The organism is Streptomyces sp. NPDC101191, from assembly GCF_044767915.1.
In the GTDB taxonomy this organism is placed as follows: domain Bacteria; phylum Actinomycetota; class Actinomycetes; order Streptomycetales; family Streptomycetaceae; genus Streptomyces.
Genome location: NZ_JBIWOU010000002.1, coordinates 61,351 through 83,484, shown reverse-complemented (window position 1 = coordinate 83,484; position 22,134 = coordinate 61,351). Strand labels below are relative to the sequence as shown.

Here is a 22,134-nt window from a genome sequence, read left to right as displayed (position 1 = left end):
ACGCGGCAGCCGTCGCCGCCGCGTTCCTCGGCTTCACTGCCCCCGGCCTTGTCGAGCAGTCCGAGGCCATCAGCACGGTCCACCCTGCGGTCCGCGCATCACCGTGAGCTGATCACCTGAAGGACGGGACGTCGTGGAAGTCGTGACCGAGGGCAGCGGTGAGTCCCCGACTCGGGGGATGGGCTGGGGTCGTCGGAAGCGCGGCGCCACCGCCGGATAGGCCAGTGACGTGCCCGCCGTCGCGCACGTGACCCCCGCCCCCCACAGGTGCGGGCCGGACGCCTACCTCACGCACGGTGAGGGCGACCTGAAGCAGATCATGGACGAGGAGTTTCAGGGCACTTACCGGTGGTGGAACAACGCGGAGAGCCGCGACCTGCTCCAGTGGACGCGCGCCGACAACGTCAAGCACCCCGGCGACCCGTTGCGCTTCGTCGGCGACGACAACGGCTTCGCCGGCCCCGGACTGTACGACAAGGTGAACGCCTTCGCGGCCGCGTCCAGCCCCGGACTCGCCGCGCAGATCGCCGAGCCGTACCGAGGACTGCGACCCACCACCTGCGCCGAAACCTACGTCAACGATTACTTCGCGAAGCCGCTCGCCGAGCGCAAGGAGCTCGCCGAGCGGACCGGGCGGGCTGTGGACCTGCTCAAGCAGCACCCTGGCGCCGACGCCGACGCCTGGGCCCTCCAGCACGCCACCGCGATCCACCAGATGTGACCACCCTGTACGCCTTCGACTGGGACAACCCGCAGAACGTCCCCGCCGCCATGCTCTACCGCGACCGCGTGATGGCGGACAACGTCGTCTGGTGGCAGCAGCGCACCAGTGGCAAGATCATGCTCTCCGCCCACAACACCCACATCGCCCTCAAGACCTACGCCCCTGCCAGCCACCCCCGCGTCCAGGGCGTTCCTGCGCGAGCGACTGGGCGCCGGCCTCACCTTCAAGCAGGGCTCGTTCAACGCCTTCAACCACGACGGCGTCCCGGAGCGGTTCACCGCCGTCCCCGCCGCCCCGGGCACCGCCGAGCACACCCTGGACAAGGTCCGCTACCGCGCCTACGTCGTCGACTTGCGCAACGCTCCCACCGCGGCCTGCACGTGGCTCGCCGAACCCCACACGATCAAGAACATCGGTGCCACCTACCCCGTCGCCGACGCCCCCCGGATCCGCCTCACCCAGACCCACGACGTCCTGATCCACCTCCAGCAGGTCCAGGCCGCCCACATGCTCAACTAGCACCGGACAGCTGGCCGGCCCCTGCTGGAGCGTCCACGGCCGGTGGTGCGGGGCGCGCGCTTCTCCACGGACCGCCTCAAGCCCGTCGGCGAAGCCTGTGGCCGCGCAGCCCGTCCAAGCGCCACGCCGCCGCGCGGCATGGCCGAGACGAACCGCGCAGGCGATGCACGCACGGGGGTGGCGCCAGCGGCGGGCGCTGTCCCGGGCGATGTCGGCGGGTACCTCTATGACGGCGTCGGGCTCGACCAGGACGACGTCAGGCGTCTGGCGGCTGCTCCAGCCGGCGGATAACGTCCAGCCTTCCCACGGGTGCGGACGCCCCGGCGGTGCCAGCCGCCCGTCAGGGCCCGGGCCGTCTCCGGACGCAGGCGGGGGTGCGGCCGCCGAAGCGCAGGCGCCCGGTCGCGTCTTTGCGGCCCCGCAGCACTGTGGTCGGCCCCTGCCGGGGGCCGGTGACCGCGCCGACCACCACCTCGGACGGACCCTGTAATTCCGCCATGCCCGCTGGCCAGGTAGGTAGGGCTTTCCGGCAGCGTCCGTGTCCGGGTTCCCGAGTTGAGCCGGCTGCCTACAGAGCGAGACACCCGCAGGCAGCGAGGCAGCCCGCATCGACCCAACTCCCCGGCCCTTGATTACCCCGTAATCAGGTGCAGAGCCTGCCCGCTCCTTGATTACCTGGTAATCAAGGCGTCCGAGGAGAAGGTCACGGGCTGGTGCAGCAGCGACGAGGTAGGCCGTCTCCGGCAGGCACGGCGGTGCTGAACGGGCGGCTGACGCAGTGTTGTCCACGCTGAAGGACACACCAGATGTCCAGCTTCCCGAGCTGCGCCAGCTGCCTACGGACAGCGAGCTGCCCGGATGCAGCATTCCCCCGCTGTTCCGACTCACCGAAGTTTGACCAGTCTCACCGATGCTTGCTCGACGTACGACGGGCTGGTCGAAGGATTCATGGAGCCGGGTGAAGTGGAGTCGCCCCCTACGGGCTCTCGGGGTCGGCGTCCCCAGCTCGCGCGGCGGCCACCGCCTCCAGCAGCAGCCAGCCGTCGACCTCCACTGCCCGCCGCTCCCCGGGCTGCCACCCACGTGCCAGCGCCACGTCGAGCAGAGCGCGAACGGCGCCCGGCTCGTGCAGGTTCAGGTCTGCCCCTGCCCTCTGGGTGAAGCCCACATCCCCGGAGCCGAAGGGGGCCCCGCCCGGGATGTACCGGCCGGGCCCGTCGGCAAAGATAACTTGCAGCGGGCCGCCGACGCCGGCCGGCTGCGGGGACAGAGTGAGGATTTGGCGGCATTCCATGGACCGGCCATCGTGGTCCCTTCGGTGGCTGTGGCGCAGCGTCCACATGTACACGCGCTCGTCGGTGACCAGTCGGCGGGGCTTCTTCGAATGGCGAGGCACGCAACCGAGGGTACGCAGCCTGATCCACAGGACACCCCCCTAAAGGGCTGTCCCGTAAATGATCTTCGAGTCACCTCGGGCATGCTCGGTCGCCGTGGTCCGCCGGCCTACCCGGCGAGGGCAAGGTTGTGCATCCGGGCGATGCCGAGCATGGCGTGGTGTACTCCGTCGCCTTTGAGGCGGCAGTCGCGGAGGATCTTCCAGGTCTTCATGCGGGCGAAGACGTGCTCGACGGGGGCCCGAACCTGCTTTGGGACTTGTTGTGCTCCTCTTTCCAGTCGGGGAGTTCGCTCTGGTCGCGTTTGCGGCGGTGCGGGATGACCAGGCTGGTGCCCGGGTAGCCGCCGTCGGCGATCGTGAGGGTCTTGCCGGCGGCGGTTTTGGCGCCGAATTCTCCCCATGCCTTGTAGTCGTTGCGGTTCCCGGCGAGGGGCCGGCCGACCACGACGACCAGACGGGTGTCGGCGTCTATGACGACCTGGTGGTTGGTGGAGTACCGGTAGTTTTTCGACTGCTCGGCGACGCTGTGATCCCGGGTGGGGACCAGGGTGCCGTCGACGATGAGCACGGTGTCCTTCGCGAACCGCTTGCGGGGCTGGAGCGCGAGCATCGGCCCGAGGTCGTCGATGATCCGGTCCACCGCCGACTTCGAGACCCCGAACAGCGGGGCGAGCTGCCGCATGGTCAGGTTGGTTCGCCAGTAGGCGCTGACCAGCAGGGTCCGGTCTTCCAGCGGAAGGCTCCATGGCCAGCCCCTGCGGGCCGTGTCTGCACCTGCGCGACGCAGCACCGTCACCAGCTTCCCGAAGGCACGCGGACTCAGCCCGGAGAACGGGGCTATCCAGGACGGCTCCGACGCCGTAATCACACCAGCCACATCGAGATCATCTCGCCCCATGCGACCACTTCTGCTCAGGCCGGTGGTCGAGAATCCTGCCATGAGCGAAGGTGACCGCCACGAGGCATCCACACGTACATTTCTCGCATGCGCAGCCGAAGTGGCCCGCCCGCTAGACCTTGAGGCTGCGGCCGACGTGCCTGAAGACCGACGTGCGCGGCACCTGGCCGGAGCCGCACGAAGGACACTGCTGGAACGCGCCACCCTGCCCGAGAAGTTCTTCGATCCGCTGATGGCCGCTGCTGTCTACGACCCGGACCCAAGCTTCTGCCGCTGGTTTGTCGAGCCGGCGCTCTACGCATTCGGGCGCCGCAGGGTCATGACAGCATTGCTCGGCTACCTCCGCACGGGCACGGCCGCACATCTGCCACTACGCGCTGACCGGTCACCGGCCTACGCGCCCAGCGGAAGCCGCGATCCTGCCCTGGATGGAGTGGACGACGTGGTGGACCAGTGGCGGAAGTCGTCCAGCACCCAGCAGCGTGATCACAGAGCCTCAGCGAGCCCCGACCAAGCCTGAGACCCCCGTGGCCAGAGGGCCGTGGCGTAACTCCTCGGGTTTACGGGACAACCCTTAGTGGTGATCAATCTTCGATGAGCCGAACAGGATGGTCGTCAAACTTCGGTGAAGCGGCTCAAGGTCAGATGAGACAGGACACCCGCCCTTGATCACCCGGTGATCAGGTGCAGAGCCAGACGGCTCCGCGGTTACCCGGTTAGGTCCGGGTCAGCGGACCTTGCTGAGGTCGAGGACCTGGTCGGCGGTCGGAAAGGCGACGTCGACGGGCTGGTTGAAGTCACTCAAGTAGACGTCGGTGGGCATGCCGTCGCCGGCGTCGAGGAAGCGCACGGGGAATGGCTTGCCCGTCTTGGCGACGTGCATGGTGGTGACCCTGACGCCCTTGCGCTGGTAGACGACCGCAATGGGTTGTCCGTTCTCGGTCGCGTCTACGCCGCGGGCGAGGCCGGAGCCCATGCCGAGACTGACAATCCCGGAGAGCTTGTCCAGCTCACACAGGTCGAAGCCCATGCCTTCGCGCATCTCCTTGGTGGCCTTGATCCACTGCCCCTGCAAGCTGGCGATCAGATCATCTGCCTTCCCGGGCGGAGCCTCGCTGCTTTCGTACGTGGACAGGTTGGTGCGCCAGAACTGCTCATCGCCCTTGATGTATGCGAGGGCGCCCTTCTTCGCGATGTCGACGGTACCGACACCGTTCGGAGAGATCTCGCCGCTGCACGAACCCTTGTTGTCCACAGCGAGGTTGAGATCCACGCTTCCCGCCTCCGTAACGACGGTCCCGTTCAGGCGCATGGAGGTGGCGAGAGCAGTCGCGTTGCTAGCCTTGCGGTCGATCTGCTCGGCGGACAGGCCGGCGAACGGATCCCTCTCCCTTGGGCTGCAGCCTGTGACGGCTGCGGCGACGGCCACAGCTATGACGGCTGCGGTACTGATATGGCGCTTCACGTGCGGTTTCCCTCCCCATAGGACGTGGTCACTGTATGTGGTGCCGGTGGGGCGCCGACCACCGGTTTGCTTGCGGGAAAGATCGACTCGTCTGGCCCTGGGTTGCCAGGCCGGCCTCATCGGGCCCGGACGGTACCTTCTCGCTGAAAGGCGCCCTGGACACGGCCACCAGTCTCCTGCGCTTGCTTCCCCTCCTGCCGGCCCAGACATGCCGAGAGCAGCATCGGCAAGGCCTGTCGCCGTCCTGACCGCAGTTGGCGCAGCACACGACACAGCTTCTATCGCGGCAGAACACCTACTGAGTCACCTAAGGGCTGTCCCGTAAATGCTCTCTGGGTCGCGTCAGGTGCGCATGGCCGCGGTACGGCCCGCTGGCCTATCCGGCGAGGGCGATGTTGTGCATCCGGGCGATACTGAGCATGGCGTGGTGGACGCCGTCGCCTTTGAGGCGGCAGTCGCGGAGGACCTTCCAGGTCTTCATGCGGGCGAAGACGTGCTCGACGCGGGCCCGGACTTGCATGTGGGACTTGTTGTGCGCCTGCTTCTACTCGGGCAGGTCTTCGCCCTTCCGCCGACGGTGGGGCATGACGATCCCGTTGCCCGGATAGCCGCCGTCGGCGATCGTCAGCGTGTTGCCGACGCGGGCCTTGGCGCCAGATTCCTCCCACGCCTTGGAGTCGTTGCGGTTCCCGGCGAGCGGCCGGCCGACCACGACGACCAGGCGGGTGTCGGCGTCGATGACGACCTGGTGTTTGGTGGAGTACCGGTAGTTCTTGGACTGCTCGGCGATTTGTGATCGCGGTGGGGACGAGAGTGCCGTCCACGATGAGCACGGTGTCCTTCGCGAACGCTTGCGGGGCTGGAGCGCCAGCATCGGCCCGAGGTGGTCAATGATCCGGTCCGCCGCCGACTGCGGCCAGGGCGGCGATAAGCCTTGCCGATGCTGTATCCGGCACGTCCGATCGGTGAGTAGGGGAAGCGGCAGCAGGAAGGGGGGCGTGTCCTGAACGCCTTCGGCCCCAAGCAGCGGACTGGCAGCGATCCGGATCAACTCGTGCCATGTCAGCCCGGTGCCCGAAAAGTCTCCGTCCCAGCTGGCGATTTGCTCGACGTAGCTTCTGCCTGGATGCGTGCGGAGGTAGTCGGTGCCGTAGTCGCCATCCAGGTTGCGGTAGATCACCACGACTCCGGGGCCGTCTTCTGCCGGCACCCTGAACACCGGCCAGTGTTCAGGATCGAAGAGGACCTCAGACAGGACCTCGGCATCGGCGCCGTCCTCACCGAACCACTCCGGAACCGGCCGCTCAGCACACCCATCGTCGCTGCACATCGCCAAGAGGTAGTTCGACCAGAAGCCCGGGCGGGCCAGCAGTGACTCGCCCGGCATCAACGGGCCGACGTCATATCCCTTAATCAGCACCCCTCGATCCTGTCACCAGCCTCTGACACGGGTCCGATTCGGGATGGGCAAGGGGGGCCACCCAGTTACGGGACAGCCCTTAGCGAGGAGCTCCCGACACGACCCGGCTTGGGCATTTCCGCTGAGCGGCAGCTGAGGGGAGGGCCGGATCCCCCTGCGCCTCGTGATTACCCGGTAATCACGAGGCGCATCAGGCAGGTCGGCCTTTGGCGCAGCACCTTGTGTCAGCCGATGTCTGAGCAGAGGAGTGGTGCCCCGAGATTACCGGGTAATCACGGGGCACCATCGGGCCTCGTGACGGGGGAGTACTGGTGGCGCAGTGGCTGGTCCAGCACAGCGAAACCCTCATCACCTTGATGACGAGGCGCCTGATCTCCTGACTCAGCTGACGGCTCGGTCTGTCAGGTGTCGTACTCGCCGTTCCACGGGGCTGAGAAACCCAACCGATCCGGGTAGAGCTCAGCCCAGTCGTGCTCGCCGTCCTCGTCCTCGGCATGGCGCTCCGTGATGAGGCCGAAGACCACGCCATCAACGGTGAGCTGGAACGGCTTGATCGCGATGTCGCAGTACTCACGCTCTGCGAGGCCGGCGAGGACGTCGGCCAGCCGGGCTTCCGCGCGGGCAACTACGGAGCGCTCGTCATGCGGACGCTTCATCTGTTCTGCCCAAGTACCGGCGCACCAGATGTCGGACTCCTGGTGGTGCCCGTCATGGTCGAACTTGTGCAGCACGACGAAGAGCCGCTTCTGCTCCTCCCAGCCTTCCCCCATCGCGAACCCATCTGGGAATGCAGAGGTGACCGACGCCAGAAACTGGCCGCCGTCAAACCGGCCGATGGTGCTCGTCCGATAGTCCGGCTCATGAGCAATAGGGATGATCTCAGGGACAGCCATGTCCGCACCCTAAACACCAGGTGAGCCCCATCTCTCACTGGGTCCGAGTGGCTTGTTCACGAGTTTCGGTTCTGGCCCGCTTTCCGTGAAGCGGCCACACACTGTTCAGTGACGTCGGCCGTTGAGATGATCACCGCACACCCTTAGACGGTGTCTCACGTGGCGATCTCGGCCGCTGCAGGACCATAGGCACTGAGGGCGGGACCAGCTGTCAGGACGACCAGCTGAGCCGGCCGTCCACGATGGCCGGGAGGGAAGTGGGCATCTCGTCGGTGACCCAGGCGATCTCCAGGGCCGCAAGCGTAGCTCCGCAGTCCGTCCATACAAGGATCTCGCCGACGTAGGTGCCGGACGGGTCATGGACGTGCGCTTCGACGGGCACGAGCTCCGCCCGCAGTGCCGCATGCTCGTACGGTTCCCGGACCCGCAGGTCAACGCTCACGGAATCGGGCCACCAGACGGCGGTCACCTCGGTGCGGTCCAACTGATTCCGCAGCTGTGAGGCGCCGACGAACTCCGCCGACAGGATGTGTTCGAGTACTGTGCGTTCGTCGGTGTTCAGCGGGCGCGGGTCGATGGAAATCGGAGCCATGCGCCCATTCTGGGGTGGCAGAATGATCAGGCCATCGCCTCCACCGGCTGTCGTCGAGGCCAGCAGCGGCATCATGATCGTTCATGGGTGGGGATCTGTCCAGCGGCTCGTGCCGGATGGTCTATGGGCCATGGTTGAGCCGGTCTTGCCGCCTTTCCGCTCACGCCCGCAGGGCGGTGGCACCGCGCCGATCGACCAACGCGCTGTGTTCACGGCCATCGTGTACGTGCTGACCAGTGGGTGCGCATGGCGGTATCTGCCACCCACGTTAGGAGTGTCACCGGCTACGGCTCACCGGAGGTTCTCCGTCTGGACCGCCTCCAGAGTGTGGCCGCGCTTCGCCCACTCATCCTCGGAATCCCGGCCGTCCGCTCACGCCGCGGCCCTCGTCGGCGACGTCCCGACAAGGTTCGTGCCGACAAGGCGTACCACGCGGCCGGCAACCTGGCGTGGCTGCGCGAACGCCACATCGCTCCACGGATCGCCCGGCCGGGCGTGGAGTCCGCCGAACGCCTTGGAAGGCACCGCTGGAAGATCGAGAGATCGATCTCCTGGCTCTTCGGACACCGCCGCCTGACCGTCCGATATGAAGGCAAGGGAGGTCACTTCCTCGCCTTCCTCGGGCTCGCCGCAGTCATGACCTGTTACAAGAAGCTCTCAAAGATCGCCACATGAGACACCGTCTTAGCAGAGGAGTCGGGGCCCCAGATGAGTAGCTGGTCACCAGAGGTAGATGAGGTGTTGGAGGCGTCGGGATGGACGCCTGGACGGAAGGTAGACACGACCCGCTGGCGATCCATGTTCGAAGCAGCCGGCCTTGCTATGCACGATGCTGCTGAAGCCTTCCTGCAGGAGTTCGGCGGTTTGACCGTGAACGTCAGCGGACCAGGGATCAGCTGTGCACGCACGCCGTTCGAGCTGGACCCCGCGCTGGCCTCGGGAGAGGATGACCGATTCACGGAGTGGGGGGAAGCGATCGGGCGCCATCTCTACCCGCTCGGCGAGCTGGACCACGGCCGGTTCTTCCTGGGCATCGATGAAGTGGGCGTGATCTATCTCGTCGAGACGTGGGTTGCCAGCTTCGGACCGATGCCTCACGCCATGGAGAACTTGGTTCTTGGCGTGGCTCCTCGCCGAATCGCTGAGGGGTAGGAGCCAGCGGGACAGCCGTTTTCATGCGTCGGTCACCTGTAGAGCAGTACTCGCATTCTGCGTGGGCAGCACCGCTACAGAGCCCAGATGTGGATGGCCTGGTCGAGGTTGGACACGGTGTACCAGGTGCCGTCTCCGAGAGCCTTGGGCAGGCCGGGCACCGGGAAGGGATAGGCGATCTGGTCGATCAGCTGCATGTGGACCGCGTCGATGAGCCAGTGCCGGCCTGTGCCGAACTCCTCGTCGCTCTCGACGGTCCCGACGACGAGGGTGTTTTCGTCGACAAAGCCGCCCTCGTAGTCGAAGAACGCCTGCGCCTCGTCATCTGTGGTCTCCTCCTCGACCGCGGGATGCGAGGGAAACACGTCCGCGTTCAGTTCGGCCACCACCGAGCCGTCGGCGACCAGATGAAGAGCGAGAACGTCCTGGTCATGGGTCACTGTGAGCAGGCGATCTCCGCTCAGGCTCACCCCCAGCAGGACACGGTTCTCGTCGCCGAAGCTGTGGACAATGAGGGCGCCTCCGTCCCACTTCCCCCAGCGCAGGGGGGATCCGTCCTGGCCTTCTCCGATGGTCAAACCCATCTGGCCGGGGTCCGGATGCGGAACGTGGGCGGAGCCCGCCGCGGCCGTCTGAGTCTGGGTGCGGGCCAGCACCGTGCCGTCAGCGGCGTCGATGACCAGCCACTCTTCCCCGCGGCCGTGGTCCGGGGCGTCGTGCTCCAGAGGACCGTGGACGTGGGCCCACACGGTCTTTCCGTCCGAGGAGAAGGCGGCCGAGCCACGGTTGGCGTAGCGGTGGTGTCTGTCGTCCGCGTCCTCGGAGAAGTCGGTGTGCCCCGCGCAGCCTGCCCAGCAGCGGTGCCGCAGTTCCCACCGTGGGCTTCCCGACTGGTCAACGGCTCGCAGTGCATGCGGTCCGGCGAAGACCCCCAGGTCAGCGCCAGGCGACACTGCACTCGTGCCGAACCGGCGAGGCCAAGGCGCCGGAAAGGAAACAGTCGAGGCCGTGGCCAGCGGCTGGACTTCCTGGACGATGAGCTCTGTGTCCCCTCGCTGTACGAGGAGCCGCGATGTGGGCCAGGACTCCAGATGAGGCGCTGCGTCCGCCCCGGAGAACGGCAGCGGGGCCGCGAGCGTAGTCACAAGGCGAGCAAGGCTGGGCACTGGCGCTCCGAAAGGACTGGGGGACTCTTGCCGGGACCCTATGACAGGCCGCTGCTCCCCTGCGCATTCAACCCTCTCCGCAGCACTGACCAGGATGTACGAGACCGGAGGGATACGGAAAGTGGGCGCGTGTCTCCGTACCCGCCTGGCCGCAGAAGGGCGTAGCCTGACAAGACTCTGGCCGGCCGCCATCTCCAACCTCGAACGCGGCCTTCGCCGCGACGACTAGTTCGTCAGGGCCTACCGGGACTGGCTCAACGCCGCTTGATTACACGCGAGGTCACACCGCATCCGGCACGTTCGGCCACCGCCGGCCATCGGCGGAGATGCCCGCCGGCCGACCGGCACGAACGAAGTCGCCGTACTCGTCCTGGACGACGCCCTCGTTGACCCAACGCCCCCGCTCGGCTCCAGTACGCTGCTCGGCAACCTGCAGTGCGGCCAGCGGGTCCTCAGCCACGCCCAAGAGCAGCCCGAACTCGCTGGCCTCGTCGTCTGGATCGAACGGCGGGAACGTGCCCAGGTCCAAGAAGCTCTCGCTGCCGACGTCCTCGACCATGTGGAGATAGACCTCAAACGACCCCTTCGTCGCACGAACCTCGACATAGCGCACACCAGGACGCCCTGCCGAGCCGCACGGCCCAAGGAACTGCTCGACCGAACGGCCCCGCCGCAAGGCCCCAAGACTGAACGACTCCACCAAGTACCGCATCCGGCCACAATACGGCGCACCCAAAGCCGCAAAGGCTTGACGATCAATAGGATTTTCAGGCGTAGCCAGGCCCCCGGCATCCGAGGGTTGTGGACCGCCGTCGCCTTCTAGATGGACGAAGCGCTGAGCCCGAGCCACGAAGTCAGTGACTTGTAGCGTCGGGTAGTCCGCGGAGCATGACGGCGTAGAGGGGGGAGTCGGCGAACGGCTGTCGTTCGCCGATCTTGGTGTAGCCCCAGGTCTCGTAGAGGGCCTGGACGCGGGGGTGGGTGGTGTCGACCAGGAGCGCCGAGAGGGGTTCGGGGCGGCGTTCGACGAGTTCGGTGTGGAGTTGGGCGGACAGGCCGGTTGCGCGCCACTTCGGTCGGACCAATCAGCTCCGACAGCGAGAACGTTGCGGGGTTGGTGGGGGCGGGGGAGAGGTACTCGCGCCACCATTCGCGTCCTTCTACGGCGCGAGCGCCGTAGGCGTAGCCGGCGGGTTCGTCGCCGTCGTAGGCAATGACGCAGTCGAAGCCGGGCAGGCCGCTCCAGTGGTCGACGAACCAGGCGAAGCGGTCTTCGTCGTGGAAGTCGTCCACCTCGGTGGCGTAGGCGTCGGTGTGGACGTCGAGGAGTATCTGCCGGATCTGGGCTGCATCAGGGTGTCCGTAGCGGCGCAGGGTGTAGGTGGGGGTCATGTGCGGCTCCATTCGGCGCGGTAGCGGTCGGCCCAGTCCAGCGCGGTCGGCGAGCCTGGGGCAAGGGTGATCAGGTCGCGGTGGAAGTCGCCCAGCAGTGAGCGCATGCGGCCGGGCAGCGGAGCGCCGCGCATTTCGTCGAAGACTCGTCCGGTGGTGGTGGTGGCCTGCTCGATGTCGCCCTGGTGGAGCTGTGCGAGTGCCAGGCGGGCGGTGGCCAGGGCCCGGTTGCGGCGGAAGGCGTCGGGCAGGACGGCGAGGGCCTGGTAGGAGGCGGCTTCGGCGTCGGCCGGGTCGCCGATCCGGTCGGGGACGATGGCGGTGAGGGCGAACAGTTCGGCGGCCCCGTAGAAGGCGATCCAGCTGGGACGGGGCAGGTCCAGGTCCGCCTTGCCGAGCGAGGCGGTGGCGAGGTCGAGGGCGCGAAGTGCGTGGCGGTCTTCGCCGAGGTGGGCGTGGGCGATGGCGGTGCGGGCGTGCGCGAGGCTCGCGTACAGCGGGTCGCGGCGGGTGACGGTGGTCGCTTTCGCGGCGTGGCCGGCGGCGAGGGATTCGGCGTGGTTGCCCTGCGGGTGGGCGGCCCTGGCGCCCTTGTGGATAGTGTGTGGTGATCAGGGCCTTGGTGGATCGTCAGCCGAAGGCTGCTCCTCATCGGCCGCAGGCGGCGATGGATTCTGAGCGGCGCGGTAATCGGCGAGGGCGATCTTGACCTGATCGCGTTCTTCCCGGGACATCGACCACATGTCCTTGGCGCTTTTGAGGAGCACAGTGAGGGCTGGGGTCATCGCCCGGGCGAGCCCTTCCACGGCCAGAAGCATCACGGAGCCCGCACATGCGTAGAAGGACCACGCCGCCAGCTCCGGGGCCGGGCCGGGCTTGGCACTTGCGGCCCACTTCAACACTTTGATCTCCACGACGATCAACGCGAAACAGACGATGACCCACAGGACTGCGGATGCGCGCGTGGGGATGACTTTGAGGGGAACACCGGACCGGGTCGTCGCATCCAGGGTGGCCAAGTCCTCGGCTCGTGGTGGATTTCCTTCACGAATGGATCCCACAATCCGGAGCTCTGCAGCACTGCTTGATTCGTAGCTCGGATGCGGAATCAGCTCAGGCTGCGCAAGCACGTACAGCTGCACCGACCCAACAACGAGGACGGCCAGAACGATCGTGGTGACGATCGCGGCGTAGTCGCCACTCATAGCCCAGCTCATGTGCCTGCCACACCCACTCCACCCAACGAGGTCATGAGACGTTCATGGACAGCCCAGCGCGGCGGATTGACCGCCCGACGCTGGCGCAAGGTTCCGCACGCTTTGGTGGTCACAGTGGGCGATTATGGAGAAGCGCGCTTGAACTCGCCGGATGGCGCGCCCTTGTGCCGGCGCCCTGCTCCAGTACTTCGCGCGCACCGGCCGCCCGGAATACGTGGCAGCGTGCACAGCCGGCGCGGTCGGCTTCTCGCCGTCTCGGCGACCGCGAGGGAGGACAGCCGGCCATGGTCGGGGATGAGATTGCGCTGGTCGAGGCTGAGGGGTGCGTCGTCGAGCGGGTTTAAGGTGGCCTCTCTGCGGTGCCGCGGGGTGGCTTCTCTTCTGGGGGTGCCGGGTGCAGGCCAGTCGCTCACAGCGCGCTTGCGCTCGATGGCCACCCTTCGCGCGAGCCCACGAGCCGGTACGGTGTCCGCCCCGGATGACACGTTGGACTTCGACAACGACACCGGGCAGGCGCTCACGGAGATGCGGTCCACGTGATCGGTCTGTGGGCGGAGGACATCGAGGCGGGCTCTCCCGAGGCTGAGGACATCGCGGTCCAGGTGGAGACGTTCAGCGACACATTGCGGACTCAGCGGAAAGCGAGCTCCGGCCTTTGGGTCTGCGGCCTCGAGGCCGGCCTGGAGATCAACGGTCGCGGTTCCACCAGTCGATCGTCTCCAGCGCCAGGACCTTTTTCTCCAGTACTACGGCCGCGTTGCCGTTCTGCGTGACGGCCCAGCAGACGTGAGGCTCGGCCCACGCCAGCGCGGCCTTGCCCCAGTCGGTCGCGCGCATGGGTTGACCGGTTTCGACTTCCAGTAGCCGCTCGCGCAGCCATCCGGCGTCGGCCAGTGCCCGGTCGAAGACCGCTACGCCGAGTCCGGGGGCCAAGGCTTTGCCGCTGGTGTAGCGGCGCAGCCTGCCGTGCAGTCCCTGGCCCGACCGTTCTCCGGCCATGCCCAAATACACCACAGGGCCGGCGGCGCCCCGCCTCGCGAGGTAGACGCCGGGAAGTCGTGGTGCCTCGGAGCCGCCCAGAGGTACCCAGTCCGACCAGTCGGCCATGGCCAGGAGCTCCTGACTGCGTGTGTTCTCCACGCTGCTTCCCTCCTGATTTGACTCATGCATCGTGGTATTGCCTGCGCCGTGACGAGGTGCAGCCAGAGTGCGTTGGCCAGCGCATCAGACACCACCCGCAGGGGCGTGCAGAGCCTCAGATGATGATGGTGGTGCCGTCCTTGTTCAGGACGGTGACGAGTTCGTGGAGCACGGCGCGTAGGCGGGTGGGTTCGGGGATGTCGTTCATGGTGATGAGGGGGATGTTGGCGCTGATGGGGCGGTGGAGGGCGTCGTCGGCGATGTCTTTGAAGCTGGCGAGTTTCTGGGCGTGGGCTTTGTCGGTGCGTTGGACGGTGAAGGTGTGCTGGGCGGCGACCTGTTTGAAGTCCTTGTGTCCGAAGACGGGCGGGATGTGGTCGAGGACAGCGCGCAAGAGGGCTGCGCAGGCGTAGGCGTTACCGGAGGCGTAGCTGTCGTTGAGCTCGGTGCACAGGGCGAGGAGCTTGTCGACCTTCCAGGTGGTGGTCTGGGCGGCGTCCTTGATTGCGGTGAAGAGGTCGTCGTCGAGGTAGGGGGCTCGGGCTGAGGAGAGAGCGGGGGTGCTCCCCGGGGTCTGCCAGTGGGTGGTCGTTTGCAGCCCGCGCTGCAGTGTGGGGGCGAATGTCTCGATACTCACGCGTCGGCCGCCGGCCTTGGCGCGTTGTTTCTTGGGTGTGATGGCGGGTGCTTCGTCGTAGAGGGCGACGTTGGCGGTGACGATCTGGCATGTCGTGTCGACGTATGCCTCAAGGGTGCTCGTGTCCCGGTACTGAAGGACGTGGCGGCTGATCTCCAGTTGCCAGGTCCCCTCGGGCGAGAAGGGGTTTCTGTCGGTGGGGAGTACGGGTTCGTGGTCCAGGAGGTCAGGCAGGGCTTTCGCGAACGTGTTGCCCGCCAGACGGGTCACGAGGGTGGAGTCCATCCGGGGTGGGATGGGGGTGCCGTCCTGCCTCGTCTTTCTCTCGGGGTTGGTCTGGCGGCGGACCATCTGGCGGAGTACGCGGAGGAAAGGCGTGCTGAGTGCCTCCCGAAGGTCAGGAAGGACGAGGCCGGCGGCGACGGTGAGCCGGATGGTGTCGGTTTCGGCGAAGGTGCTGGGGAGAGCGGTGGTGAAGCCGTAGCTGGTGCTTTGGTGGATGTTGGTACCGACACGGGGCAGGGAACGCAGCAGGGTTTCGGCATCGAGGCCGCGCTCGGCGAAGTCGCGGTGGAAGGTGTACCACTGGGGCCACTCTCCGATCTGGAGCCAGGAGTCGGCTATGACGGAGAGCAGGGTGCGCTGGCCGGCGGTGAGGGGTGCGTCGACGAGGGTGTTGGTCAAGGGGACCTCTCTCTGTGGCCGAGCCGATGCGGCGCGCACCTCGGAGGCGGGGCGACGGTTGGCGGCACTCTATCTCCGTGATCTTTCAGCCCCGGGGTTGAACTTTACGGAACAGACAAGCTGTCCTCAGCCATCCACGCGCCGCAGGACGCGGGGCCTCGCGCATCAACAACAGGAGGGGGAAGTCATGCCGGACCCGAAGGCCGGAGGCTCCATTGCGGAGCCACGAACAAGGTAACGGGGGGGGGAGAGGGAGGGCGGCAAGGAGGCGGTCGCGGACCTCGGGGTAGTCCGGGTTGTCCTCGAGGTAGTCGGCATTGAGTGCGGGGGGGACGGAAGCCGGCCAAGGCGTCATGCCAGGAGGGGAGGACGATGGCCAGGGTCAAGGCCTCTGCGAGGGACTCCGCGATGAGGGAAGCCTGGCCCTCGGAGTCGGTGTAGAGGACGGGGCGGACGCGATCGGAGCCGGCCGGGTCGCAGAGGTAGTGGGTGCCTCCCGCGTTGCAGCCGGCCACGGGCTCCACTGGGAGACCGACCGGCAGGGCGATCGACTCGATGGGGTCGGTCCGCGTGAGGTCGAACTCGCCGTCGCAGGCGAGGTACGCCTCGGGGTCGGCGGCGATCCGGCGTTGGCGTATGCCTCGCGCCGCTTCGCATCCCAGGCGCTGGCGCCGGAGTCCCAGGCTTCGGCGAAGCGGACCATGTGGTCGATGTCGAGCTTGCCGGGGTCGGTGACTTCTTGGCCGTCGTAGTAGGAGATCCACCGGCCGCCGGACAGGTTGCAGCCGGCCGCGACGGCCGGGGACTCGACCTCCTCGGCGAGCAGCACCTCGTTGCGGGTGTTGCAGCCGTCTCCGAGGTCGAGGCCGGCGTTCCATTGCGTGAACTTCGTCCGCTCGTACCGCTCTCGGGACTCGTCCGCGACCGGGATCTGTCCGACCGCTGCGGTGAGGGTCAGCACCTCGGCGGCGGCCGGCGCTGTCGGTGCGGCCCAAGCGGCCTGGGGGACAACGAGCGGGGCGAGGACGAGGGAGAGCGCGGCGAAGCCGCGCGCCATGTTCTTGATCACGAACGCATGGACAGCGGCCCGACCTGCGCCTTGTCCGGCAATCTCAAGAGGTCCCGGGCCGGGCGGGCGAGCCGGTTCACCGGAGAATCGTCCCTCTCGGGCCGCGGACCCCTCGCTGCTGGCGTCGGAAGATCATGTGCGGCGACTGCATGCAGAAGTTCACCGTGCCGGAGTCCGCCGAGTAGAAGTGCTCTGTCTCAGGGCGCAGGCGCGCGTGGGGCCGGGTGCCCGGGCCGACAGGGCACGGCGCAGAAGGCCGGACGAAGACGACATGACAGTAAGGCCCCCACGGGCATGACCTGAGAACGTGCCCGCGGATGCGTGTGCAGAGGGAAGTTAGGCCAGCGGCCGCATGCCCGTCCACGGCGTACGAGGCGGGGCGGGGGCAGGACCACGGGCACGTGAGAACGGTTGCGGTCGGCGACTGCACCTGCCGCGGGCCCCCGCCGAACCGGCACGTGCCGCTGAGCGGCGCGCGCATGCCGGGGTCTTGCTTCCGTACCTGCTCTCCTCCACGGTGAGGGAACGACGCTCCTTCGACACCGAGCCCGACGACTCCTTCGACACCGAGCAAGGAGAACCAGATGACCGACCCGCGGCAGACCCAGAGCGATGAGGAACGGCGCCGGCGCGAAGAGGACAGCAGGCGTCGACGGGACTGGGAGTTCCAGCAAGAGCAGGACCGTCAGCGCAGGGACCGTGAAGCAGCGGCCGCGGCCCAGGCGGCTGCTGAGGCGCAGGCTCAGCAGCAGTACGGAAACTGACACCAGGGACCCGTCCTCCGCGACAGCCGCCCGTCCGGCGCACAACCTCCCCTCGGCCCGTACCAGGGGGCGCGTCGGGCGCCCCGGAGAAGGCGCAGAGCCCCGAACTTCGCCACCCTGGTCCGCTTCGCCGACCCGTTCGGGGTCCCCGTGTCGGCGCTGGTGGAATGACCGGCCGAATGCCGTGTGCGGGCCGTGACCGCCGACGCCGTTCACGCCCCTGTGGACGAGTACGGGAAGAAAACCCGCGGGTTCCTCTCGCGCGCGGTACGGGTTCTCGCGCGATCACCTGGGCGGAGGCCGCGGCCGAAGGGAGCGACGGTCACCGCAACAACAGGCGCTGAAGCCGCTCAGCCTGTCCAGGAGTCGTATTCGCTCGGGCGCCTGCGGCTCACCGGAGCACGACCGTGACGCCGCACCATTCGAGGAGCCGCACGATGTCCTCGAAGTAGGAGAGCCCGGCCTCCGGATCCTCCACTACGTCCGCCAGCGCGCGGCGCGCGATCTCGGAGTTGTGCCAGGTCAAGGTGAAGGGAGGGGCCACTCCGAATCCACCGCCCAGGCAGTCTTTGAACGCGTTCCACTCCCGGCCGAAGTAGCGGCCGGGCCCGAGCAGGGCCTCGGCGATCGCGCAGTGCAGTCCGGCAACGTCCGTGACGAATCGGCCGTCGAGATGGTGCTCACCGCCGGACCGATCCGGCCGGGGCGCGGGCACCCGCCAGGCACGAGTGGTGAGGTCCAGCCACGCGGCCCTGCCCTGCGAGTCGTACGGCGCCCAAAGATTGGGTTCGGCAGGCGGGCCCTGATACCACTCCGCCCAGATCGGGCGGACTGCCGGCGATGGCCGATCATGACCACCATTGGTAAGAGTGATGTCGACGAGAGTGCCGCCGAGCACGGACGGTTGCGCTTCGGTGACGGCCAGGCCCACGGAGCGGGAGGCCATCACGGCACCATGACGATCCAGAACCAGGAAGTTTGCCCAGTCCCGCTCCGACCGACGGGGTCGCCGCAGCGCCGCGAGCAGGGGCTCCGCAGGCTCGCAGCCGACCAGCTCCATCGGAGCGGGGGCCGGGTCCACTCGCGCCTTGAACAGGCCGTCCACGCCGGAGCACCGGCCTGCACGTGCCCCGGCAGCCGTCGTTCCCGCGAAGAGCTCGAAGCGCGGCGTCGCAGGTACTTCGAAGAAGCTCTCCTCGTTCCTGACGCCGGCGCCGAGCACGATGTCGTACCGTTGAGGATCGGCCGAGTGGGGCTGGTGGGCCAGCACGACTGCATCGACGAGAGTCCACCACTGCACGGGCTCCTCGTCGTCCCAGCCCTCGACGCACACGTCGCCCAGCCCTCGTAGCGAAGCGTCGGGCTCAGCAAGTACCTCGCTCAGGAGACCCTCGGGGCGGCATCCGCGGAGGGTGAGCACCTCCCGTGGCGGCGGGACCGGGTCGACGAAAAATCCTTCGACACCTGCGCACTTTCCCCAGAGCTGTTCCACACCGTCTTCGTCTTCCTGAACCAGGAGGTACTTCACCCGAAAACCCCGGTTCCACGTGGCGTGATCTGCGGTGCGCACCCAACCCCCGAACATCTGAGCAACCTTCGAGCCTAAGATACGGACCCGCCTGGCCTGGGGGACAGAGGATGATTGCTCGCCCTCGATCACGTGGCGCTCAGATGCGCAGTGGGCGCAAGCCGCCAGGCAGGTCGGCCAGGAGCAAGATCATGTGCGGGGATGAAGGCGTTCACCCGCGAGACCTGAGGGGGACTCGGAGCACCGCCGGGCATGTGAGCCCCACCGGCCCGGCGTCGCGCGGCGAAACCGCATGACGCGCGGTACGGGTGCGCCGTGGACATGAGCGACCCCGTGAACGAGCGGACATGCAGCGCGCCCTCGCCCGGGTGACCGGCAAGCCCGGCGCCCATACCTGGTACGCGCCCGTGCACATCGCCTCGCCTCCGCAGCTCGGAGGCGGAGGCCGCCCGCAAGGAGTACTGCAAGCAGATCTACACCCCCGTGCAGGGGCGGCGGGAGCAGGCGAAGACGAGCCGCCCACCGAGGTGCAGGTGAAGTACCCGCCCACTGTCGCCGAGCGCAAACCGGATCGACCAAAGCTGACTTCTCAGGAAGGATCCCATCTGTATCGACTCATGACGCTGAGGAGACCCCTGTGATTACGCAAGGAGTACTGGTCACGGGCCGGTGCAGTGCTTGCGGAGGCACAACGACCTGTGATGTCGGCCAGTTCTTCGACCGCGGCATGCTCCGCTGGGGCGCTGAAGGGCAATGCGCGGACTGCCCGAACGGGTGGTGCGAACAAGACAGCGGCCCCGTCACGCCCGAACACATTCGACAACTGCTGCTGCAAGAGCACGGGCCCGCGCGGCTTCGCCTATCTGGAGACGTGCTGCGCCTCGTTCCCCTGCTCCAGGCCCTCCGCACTGCACAGGAACTGACCCTGGTCGAAGCAAAAGCACAAGCCGCGGAACTCGGCACGACCGGTCTCACCGGCACGCTCGTCGAGATGGAGATCCTGGCGACTCACCTGCGCAGACGCGCTATCACCGTGACCGTTGAAGCAGCGGCGTAACCGCTCGCGGACAGCACCCGCTGCGGCTCGACACCGGCGTCGAACAAGTCTGTCGGGGCTCCCAGTAGGACCCTATGAGCCACTGAGGGGATTCGCAGGTTCTGATCAGCCACACGAAGGGGCGGCCCCGACAGTCCGCCCCAAGATCGCGATAACTGACCGCAAGGTGACCTGGTGTCAGTGACGCGCTCTACATTGGTCGATTCCGCGGGAGAGCGCCCATTCGGACCAGGGGAGGGACTTCGGTTGCCGTTCATCGTGGGGTACACGAAGAAGGACGGGACGGTGGGCCGGCGCCATTGGAGGGCGCCGGCCGGGACAAGCAGGGAGACCGCGCTCGCGATCGGCATCGTGGCGGCGATGAGGGCTGACGCCTTCTCGTTGCGGCCCGCTGAGGAGGGCTATGTGCCGCGCCAGTTCAGCGTGGCTTCGCGGGTGAGACGACGGCTCATCAGGTCGATCATCGCGAGGTTCATCATGGCTTCGGATCGGGTAGGCAGGGCTTCGTAGTCGCGGGCGAGGTGGCGGTGGTGCATGAGCCAGCCGAAGGTCCGCTCGACGACCCAGCGTCGCGGGATCACCTTGAAGCCCTTCTGGGCGGGGTCGCGGGGGGTGACTTCGACGTCGATGCCGAGGCGGGCGCCGTGCTCGATGACCTTGGTGCGGTAGCCGGTGTCGGCCCAGGCTTTGGTGATGCGGGGGTGGCCTTCGGCGATGTCCGAGAGCAAGCGGATGCCGCCGGCATTGTCGGAGACGCTGGCGGCGGTGACCAGTACGGCCAGGAGAAGGCCGAGTGTGTCGACGCCGATGTGTCGTTTGCGGCCTGCGATCTTCTTGCCCGCGTCGATGCCCTGGCCGGCCGAGGGTACGTTGGCTGAGGTCTTGATGCTCTGGGCGTCCAGGACGCAGGCGCTCGGCTCGGCGTCGCGGCCTTCGGCCTCCCGGACCAGGCGCCGCAGGAGACCGTTGAGCTGGTCGAAGACCTCGTCCTTCTGCCAGGCGGCGAAGTAACCGTAAACCGTCTCCCATGGAGCAAAGTCGTGAGGCAGGTACCGCCAGGGAATCCCGGTCCGGTCGACACAGAGGATGGCGTCCATGATCCGGCGCAGATCGTGCTCGGGAGGCCGCCCGATGTCCAGGCCCTTCCCTCTTCGCTCGGCTCGCCAGGCCGTCAGAGTCGGTTCCAGCAGTTCCCAACGGGCATCGGACAGCTCACTCGGATACGGCCGCTGCTTACAAGGCATGTTTCCGTAGTACCGATGACGGCCGTCCCGCCACAGGGCGCAAACCAGCTTGACCGGGGGCGTGTTGGGATCAGACAGGAGCGAAGGGACCGAAACGGACCCTCGAAAGGTGTAACCCGCCCCACCTGTCACAACAGACTTTCACTGCCTCAGCCGACCGAAGCACTCCGCCAGCTGAACTGCAATGAAGCACCCCTGGCGGGACAAAACGCTCTTTAAGGCGGTGTCACACGTGGCGGTCTGCCCGCTGCAGGGCCATGGGCGCTCAGGGGGATAGCTTGTCAGGCCGGCCAGTTGAGGCGGCCGTCTACGATGGCCGGGAGAGACGTGGGCATCTCGTCGGTGACCCAGGCGAACTCCAGGGCTGCGAGCGTGGCTCCTCGGTCCGTCCAGACGAGGATCTCGCCGACGTAGGCGCCGGACGGGTCATGGACGTGCGCGTCTACGGGCACGAGCTCTTTGAGCAGTGCTGCATGCTCACAAGGCTCCCGGACCTCCAGGTCGACGCTGACGGAGTCGGACCCCCAAACGGCGATCACCTCGGTGCGATCCAGCTGACTCCGCAGTTGCGACGCGCCAACGAACTCCGCTGACAGGAGGTGTTCAAGCACTGCGCGCTCGTCGGCGTTCAACGGGCGCGGGTCGATGGAAAGAGGAGCCATGCGCCCATTCTGAAGCGCGGGGGCAATCAGCCCAACGCCTACACCGACCGTCGACGGGTCTTCCGGCATCGGCATCATGATCGTTCATGGGTGGGGAACTGTCGCAGCGGCTTGTAGAGGATGATCTTTGGGCCCTGGTCAAGCCGTTACTGCCGTCCTTCCGCTCGCACCCGCAGGGCGCTGGCACCGCGCCGATTGACCAACGTGCCGTGTTCACGGCCGTCGTGTACGTGCTGACCAGCGGGTGCGCGTGGCGGTATCTGCCACCGACGTTCGGAGTATCACCGGCGACGGCTCACCGGAGGTTTTCTGTCTGGACCGCATCCGGAGTGTGGCGTCGGCTGCATCGCGTCGTTCTGGACGAGATCTGAGCCCGAGGCGGACTCGACTGGAGCTCCGTGATCGTCGATGCCGCCTCGGTGCGCGCGAAGAGGCGGTTCGCTGACGGGGCCGAATCCGGTCGACCGAGCAGAGCAGGCAGCAAACTGCATGTTCTGACCGACGCGCAGGGACTG

At 67.2% G+C, this 22,134-nt stretch carries 22 protein-coding genes and 6 pseudogenes; 11 read left to right on the top strand and 17 right to left on the bottom strand.

Going from position 1 to position 22,134, the window contains the following annotated elements; genetic code table 11:
* Positions 1-229 precede the first annotated feature (229 nt).
* From ACIRQF_RS07425 to ACIRQF_RS07415, 3 genes and pseudogenes are all read left to right on the top strand, one after another.
* On the top strand, positions 230-721 hold the full coding sequence (locus ACIRQF_RS07425; protein ID WP_404089723.1) for an erythromycin esterase family protein: 492 nt from the start codon (positions 230-232) through the stop codon (positions 719-721).
* 50 nt (positions 722-771) lie between these two features.
* Positions 772-819 (top strand): annotated as a pseudogene (locus ACIRQF_RS07420) (hypothetical protein); the annotation flags it as partial.
* A gap of 10 nt (positions 820-829) precedes the next feature.
* Positions 830-1,243 (top strand): erythromycin esterase family protein, encoded by a 414-nt coding sequence (locus tag ACIRQF_RS07415; RefSeq protein ID WP_404089721.1) that lies wholly within the window; start codon positions 830-832, stop codon positions 1,241-1,243.
* A gap of 976 nt (positions 1,244-2,219) precedes the next feature.
* Here the strand turns inward: ACIRQF_RS07415 and ACIRQF_RS07410 are convergent.
* Entirely contained in the window at positions 2,220-2,639 is a 420-nt protein-coding gene (locus ACIRQF_RS07410; RefSeq protein WP_404089719.1) for a hypothetical protein, read from the bottom strand.
* A gap of 107 nt (positions 2,640-2,746) precedes the next feature.
* Positions 2,747-3,516, bottom strand: a pseudogene (locus ACIRQF_RS07405) (transposase).
* Between the two features lie 61 nt (positions 3,517-3,577).
* On the opposite strand from ACIRQF_RS07405, the gene ACIRQF_RS07400 reads away from it, so the two are divergent.
* Positions 3,578-4,057, top strand: coding sequence for a hypothetical protein (locus tag ACIRQF_RS07400; protein WP_404089717.1), 480 nt, complete (start codon positions 3,578-3,580; stop codon positions 4,055-4,057).
* A gap of 207 nt (positions 4,058-4,264) precedes the next feature.
* Here ACIRQF_RS07400 and ACIRQF_RS07395 read toward each other — a convergent pair whose 3' ends face one another.
* From ACIRQF_RS07395 to ACIRQF_RS07380, 4 genes and pseudogenes are all read right to left on the bottom strand, one after another.
* On the bottom strand, positions 4,265-5,002 hold the full coding sequence (locus tag ACIRQF_RS07395; protein WP_404089715.1) for a hypothetical protein: 738 nt from the start codon (positions 5,000-5,002) through the stop codon (positions 4,265-4,267).
* A 376-nt stretch (positions 5,003-5,378) separates the two neighbouring features.
* Positions 5,379-6,104: pseudogene (locus tag ACIRQF_RS07390) on the bottom strand (transposase).
* Between the two features lie 719 nt (positions 6,105-6,823).
* Complete coding sequence (locus ACIRQF_RS07385; RefSeq protein ID WP_404089713.1) at positions 6,824-7,315, bottom strand: hypothetical protein; 492 nt, start codon at positions 7,313-7,315, stop codon at positions 6,824-6,826.
* A 211-nt stretch (positions 7,316-7,526) separates the two neighbouring features.
* Positions 7,527-7,907, bottom strand: coding sequence for a hypothetical protein (locus tag ACIRQF_RS07380; protein ID WP_404089711.1), 381 nt, complete (start codon positions 7,905-7,907; stop codon positions 7,527-7,529).
* Between the two features lie 73 nt (positions 7,908-7,980).
* On the opposite strand from ACIRQF_RS07380, the pseudogene ACIRQF_RS07375 reads away from it, so the two are divergent.
* Both ACIRQF_RS07375 and ACIRQF_RS07370 read left to right on the top strand, forming a co-directional pair.
* Positions 7,981-8,582 (top strand): annotated as a pseudogene (locus tag ACIRQF_RS07375) (transposase).
* A gap of 33 nt (positions 8,583-8,615) precedes the next feature.
* Complete coding sequence (locus ACIRQF_RS07370) at positions 8,616-9,059, top strand: SUKH-3 domain-containing protein (protein WP_404089709.1); 444 nt, start codon at positions 8,616-8,618, stop codon at positions 9,057-9,059.
* 74 nt (positions 9,060-9,133) lie between these two features.
* On the opposite strand, the gene ACIRQF_RS07365 is transcribed toward ACIRQF_RS07370, so the two are convergent.
* The 4 genes and pseudogenes from ACIRQF_RS07365 to ACIRQF_RS07350 form a co-directional block, all read right to left on the bottom strand.
* A complete protein-coding gene (locus tag ACIRQF_RS07365; protein ID WP_404089707.1) occupies positions 9,134-9,808 on the bottom strand; it encodes a hypothetical protein in 675 nt (224 codons plus the stop codon).
* Between the two features lie 697 nt (positions 9,809-10,505).
* Positions 10,506-10,838, bottom strand: a complete 333-nt coding sequence (locus ACIRQF_RS07360) for a hypothetical protein (protein ID WP_404089705.1) — start codon at positions 10,836-10,838, stop codon at positions 10,506-10,508.
* A 241-nt stretch (positions 10,839-11,079) separates the two neighbouring features.
* Positions 11,080-11,617: pseudogene (locus tag ACIRQF_RS07355) on the bottom strand (GNAT family N-acetyltransferase).
* Entirely contained in the window at positions 11,614-11,751 is a 138-nt protein-coding gene (locus tag ACIRQF_RS07350; RefSeq protein ID WP_389759365.1) for a hypothetical protein, read from the bottom strand. Before ACIRQF_RS07350 ends, ACIRQF_RS07355 begins: the two are co-directional and overlap by 4 nt.
* A gap of 51 nt (positions 11,752-11,802) precedes the next feature.
* Here ACIRQF_RS07350 and ACIRQF_RS07345 point away from each other — a divergent pair, with 51 nt between their 5' ends.
* Positions 11,803-12,228, top strand: coding sequence for a hypothetical protein (locus tag ACIRQF_RS07345; RefSeq protein ID WP_404089703.1), 426 nt, complete (start codon positions 11,803-11,805; stop codon positions 12,226-12,228).
* On the opposite strand, the gene ACIRQF_RS07340 is transcribed toward ACIRQF_RS07345, so the two are convergent.
* The 4 genes from ACIRQF_RS07340 to ACIRQF_RS07325 form a co-directional block, all read right to left on the bottom strand.
* Entirely contained in the window at positions 12,229-12,822 is a 594-nt protein-coding gene (locus tag ACIRQF_RS07340) for a hypothetical protein (RefSeq protein WP_389759368.1), read from the bottom strand.
* Positions 12,823-13,521: 699 nt separating this feature from the next.
* Positions 13,522-13,974: a hypothetical protein gene (locus tag ACIRQF_RS07335; RefSeq protein WP_404089701.1), complete on the bottom strand. Its 453-nt coding sequence runs from the start codon at positions 13,972-13,974 to the stop codon at positions 13,522-13,524.
* Between the two features lie 115 nt (positions 13,975-14,089).
* Positions 14,090-15,295 carry a hypothetical protein gene (locus ACIRQF_RS07330; RefSeq protein WP_404089699.1) on the bottom strand — a complete coding sequence of 402 codons (1,206 nt, stop codon included), beginning with the start codon at positions 15,293-15,295 and terminating at the stop codon, positions 14,090-14,092.
* A 382-nt stretch (positions 15,296-15,677) separates the two neighbouring features.
* Complete coding sequence (locus ACIRQF_RS07325; RefSeq protein WP_404089697.1) at positions 15,678-16,364, bottom strand: HNH endonuclease; 687 nt, start codon at positions 16,362-16,364, stop codon at positions 15,678-15,680.
* A gap of 584 nt (positions 16,365-16,948) precedes the next feature.
* Here ACIRQF_RS07325 and ACIRQF_RS07320 point away from each other — a divergent pair.
* Entirely contained in the window at positions 16,949-17,128 is a 180-nt protein-coding gene (locus tag ACIRQF_RS07320; RefSeq protein WP_389759374.1) for a hypothetical protein, read from the top strand.
* A 391-nt stretch (positions 17,129-17,519) separates the two neighbouring features.
* On the opposite strand, the gene ACIRQF_RS07315 is transcribed toward ACIRQF_RS07320, so the two are convergent.
* Positions 17,520-18,656: a barstar family protein gene (locus tag ACIRQF_RS07315; RefSeq protein WP_404089694.1), complete on the bottom strand. Its 1,137-nt coding sequence runs from the start codon at positions 18,654-18,656 to the stop codon at positions 17,520-17,522.
* Positions 18,657-19,293: 637 nt separating this feature from the next.
* Between ACIRQF_RS07315 and ACIRQF_RS07310 the strand changes: the two genes are divergently transcribed.
* Positions 19,294-19,713 (top strand): hypothetical protein, encoded by a 420-nt coding sequence (locus ACIRQF_RS07310; protein ID WP_404089692.1) that lies wholly within the window; start codon positions 19,294-19,296, stop codon positions 19,711-19,713.
* A 401-nt stretch (positions 19,714-20,114) separates the two neighbouring features.
* Here the strand turns inward: ACIRQF_RS07310 and ACIRQF_RS07305 are convergent, their stop codons facing one another.
* On the bottom strand, positions 20,115-20,957 hold the full coding sequence (locus ACIRQF_RS07305) for an IS5 family transposase (protein WP_404089690.1): 843 nt from the start codon (positions 20,955-20,957) through the stop codon (positions 20,115-20,117).
* A gap of 281 nt (positions 20,958-21,238) precedes the next feature.
* On the bottom strand, positions 21,239-21,619 hold the full coding sequence (locus ACIRQF_RS07300) for a hypothetical protein (protein WP_404089688.1): 381 nt from the start codon (positions 21,617-21,619) through the stop codon (positions 21,239-21,241).
* An 86-nt stretch (positions 21,620-21,705) separates the two neighbouring features.
* On the opposite strand from ACIRQF_RS07300, the gene ACIRQF_RS07295 reads away from it, so the two are divergent.
* Both ACIRQF_RS07295 and ACIRQF_RS07290 read left to right on the top strand, forming a co-directional pair.
* On the top strand, positions 21,706-21,990 hold the full coding sequence (locus tag ACIRQF_RS07295; RefSeq protein WP_404089686.1) for a transposase: 285 nt from the start codon (positions 21,706-21,708) through the stop codon (positions 21,988-21,990).
* Positions 21,991-22,017: 27 nt separating this feature from the next.
* A pseudogene (locus ACIRQF_RS07290) lies at positions 22,018-22,131 on the top strand (hypothetical protein); the annotation flags it as partial.
* Positions 22,132-22,134: the final 3 nt, after the last annotated feature.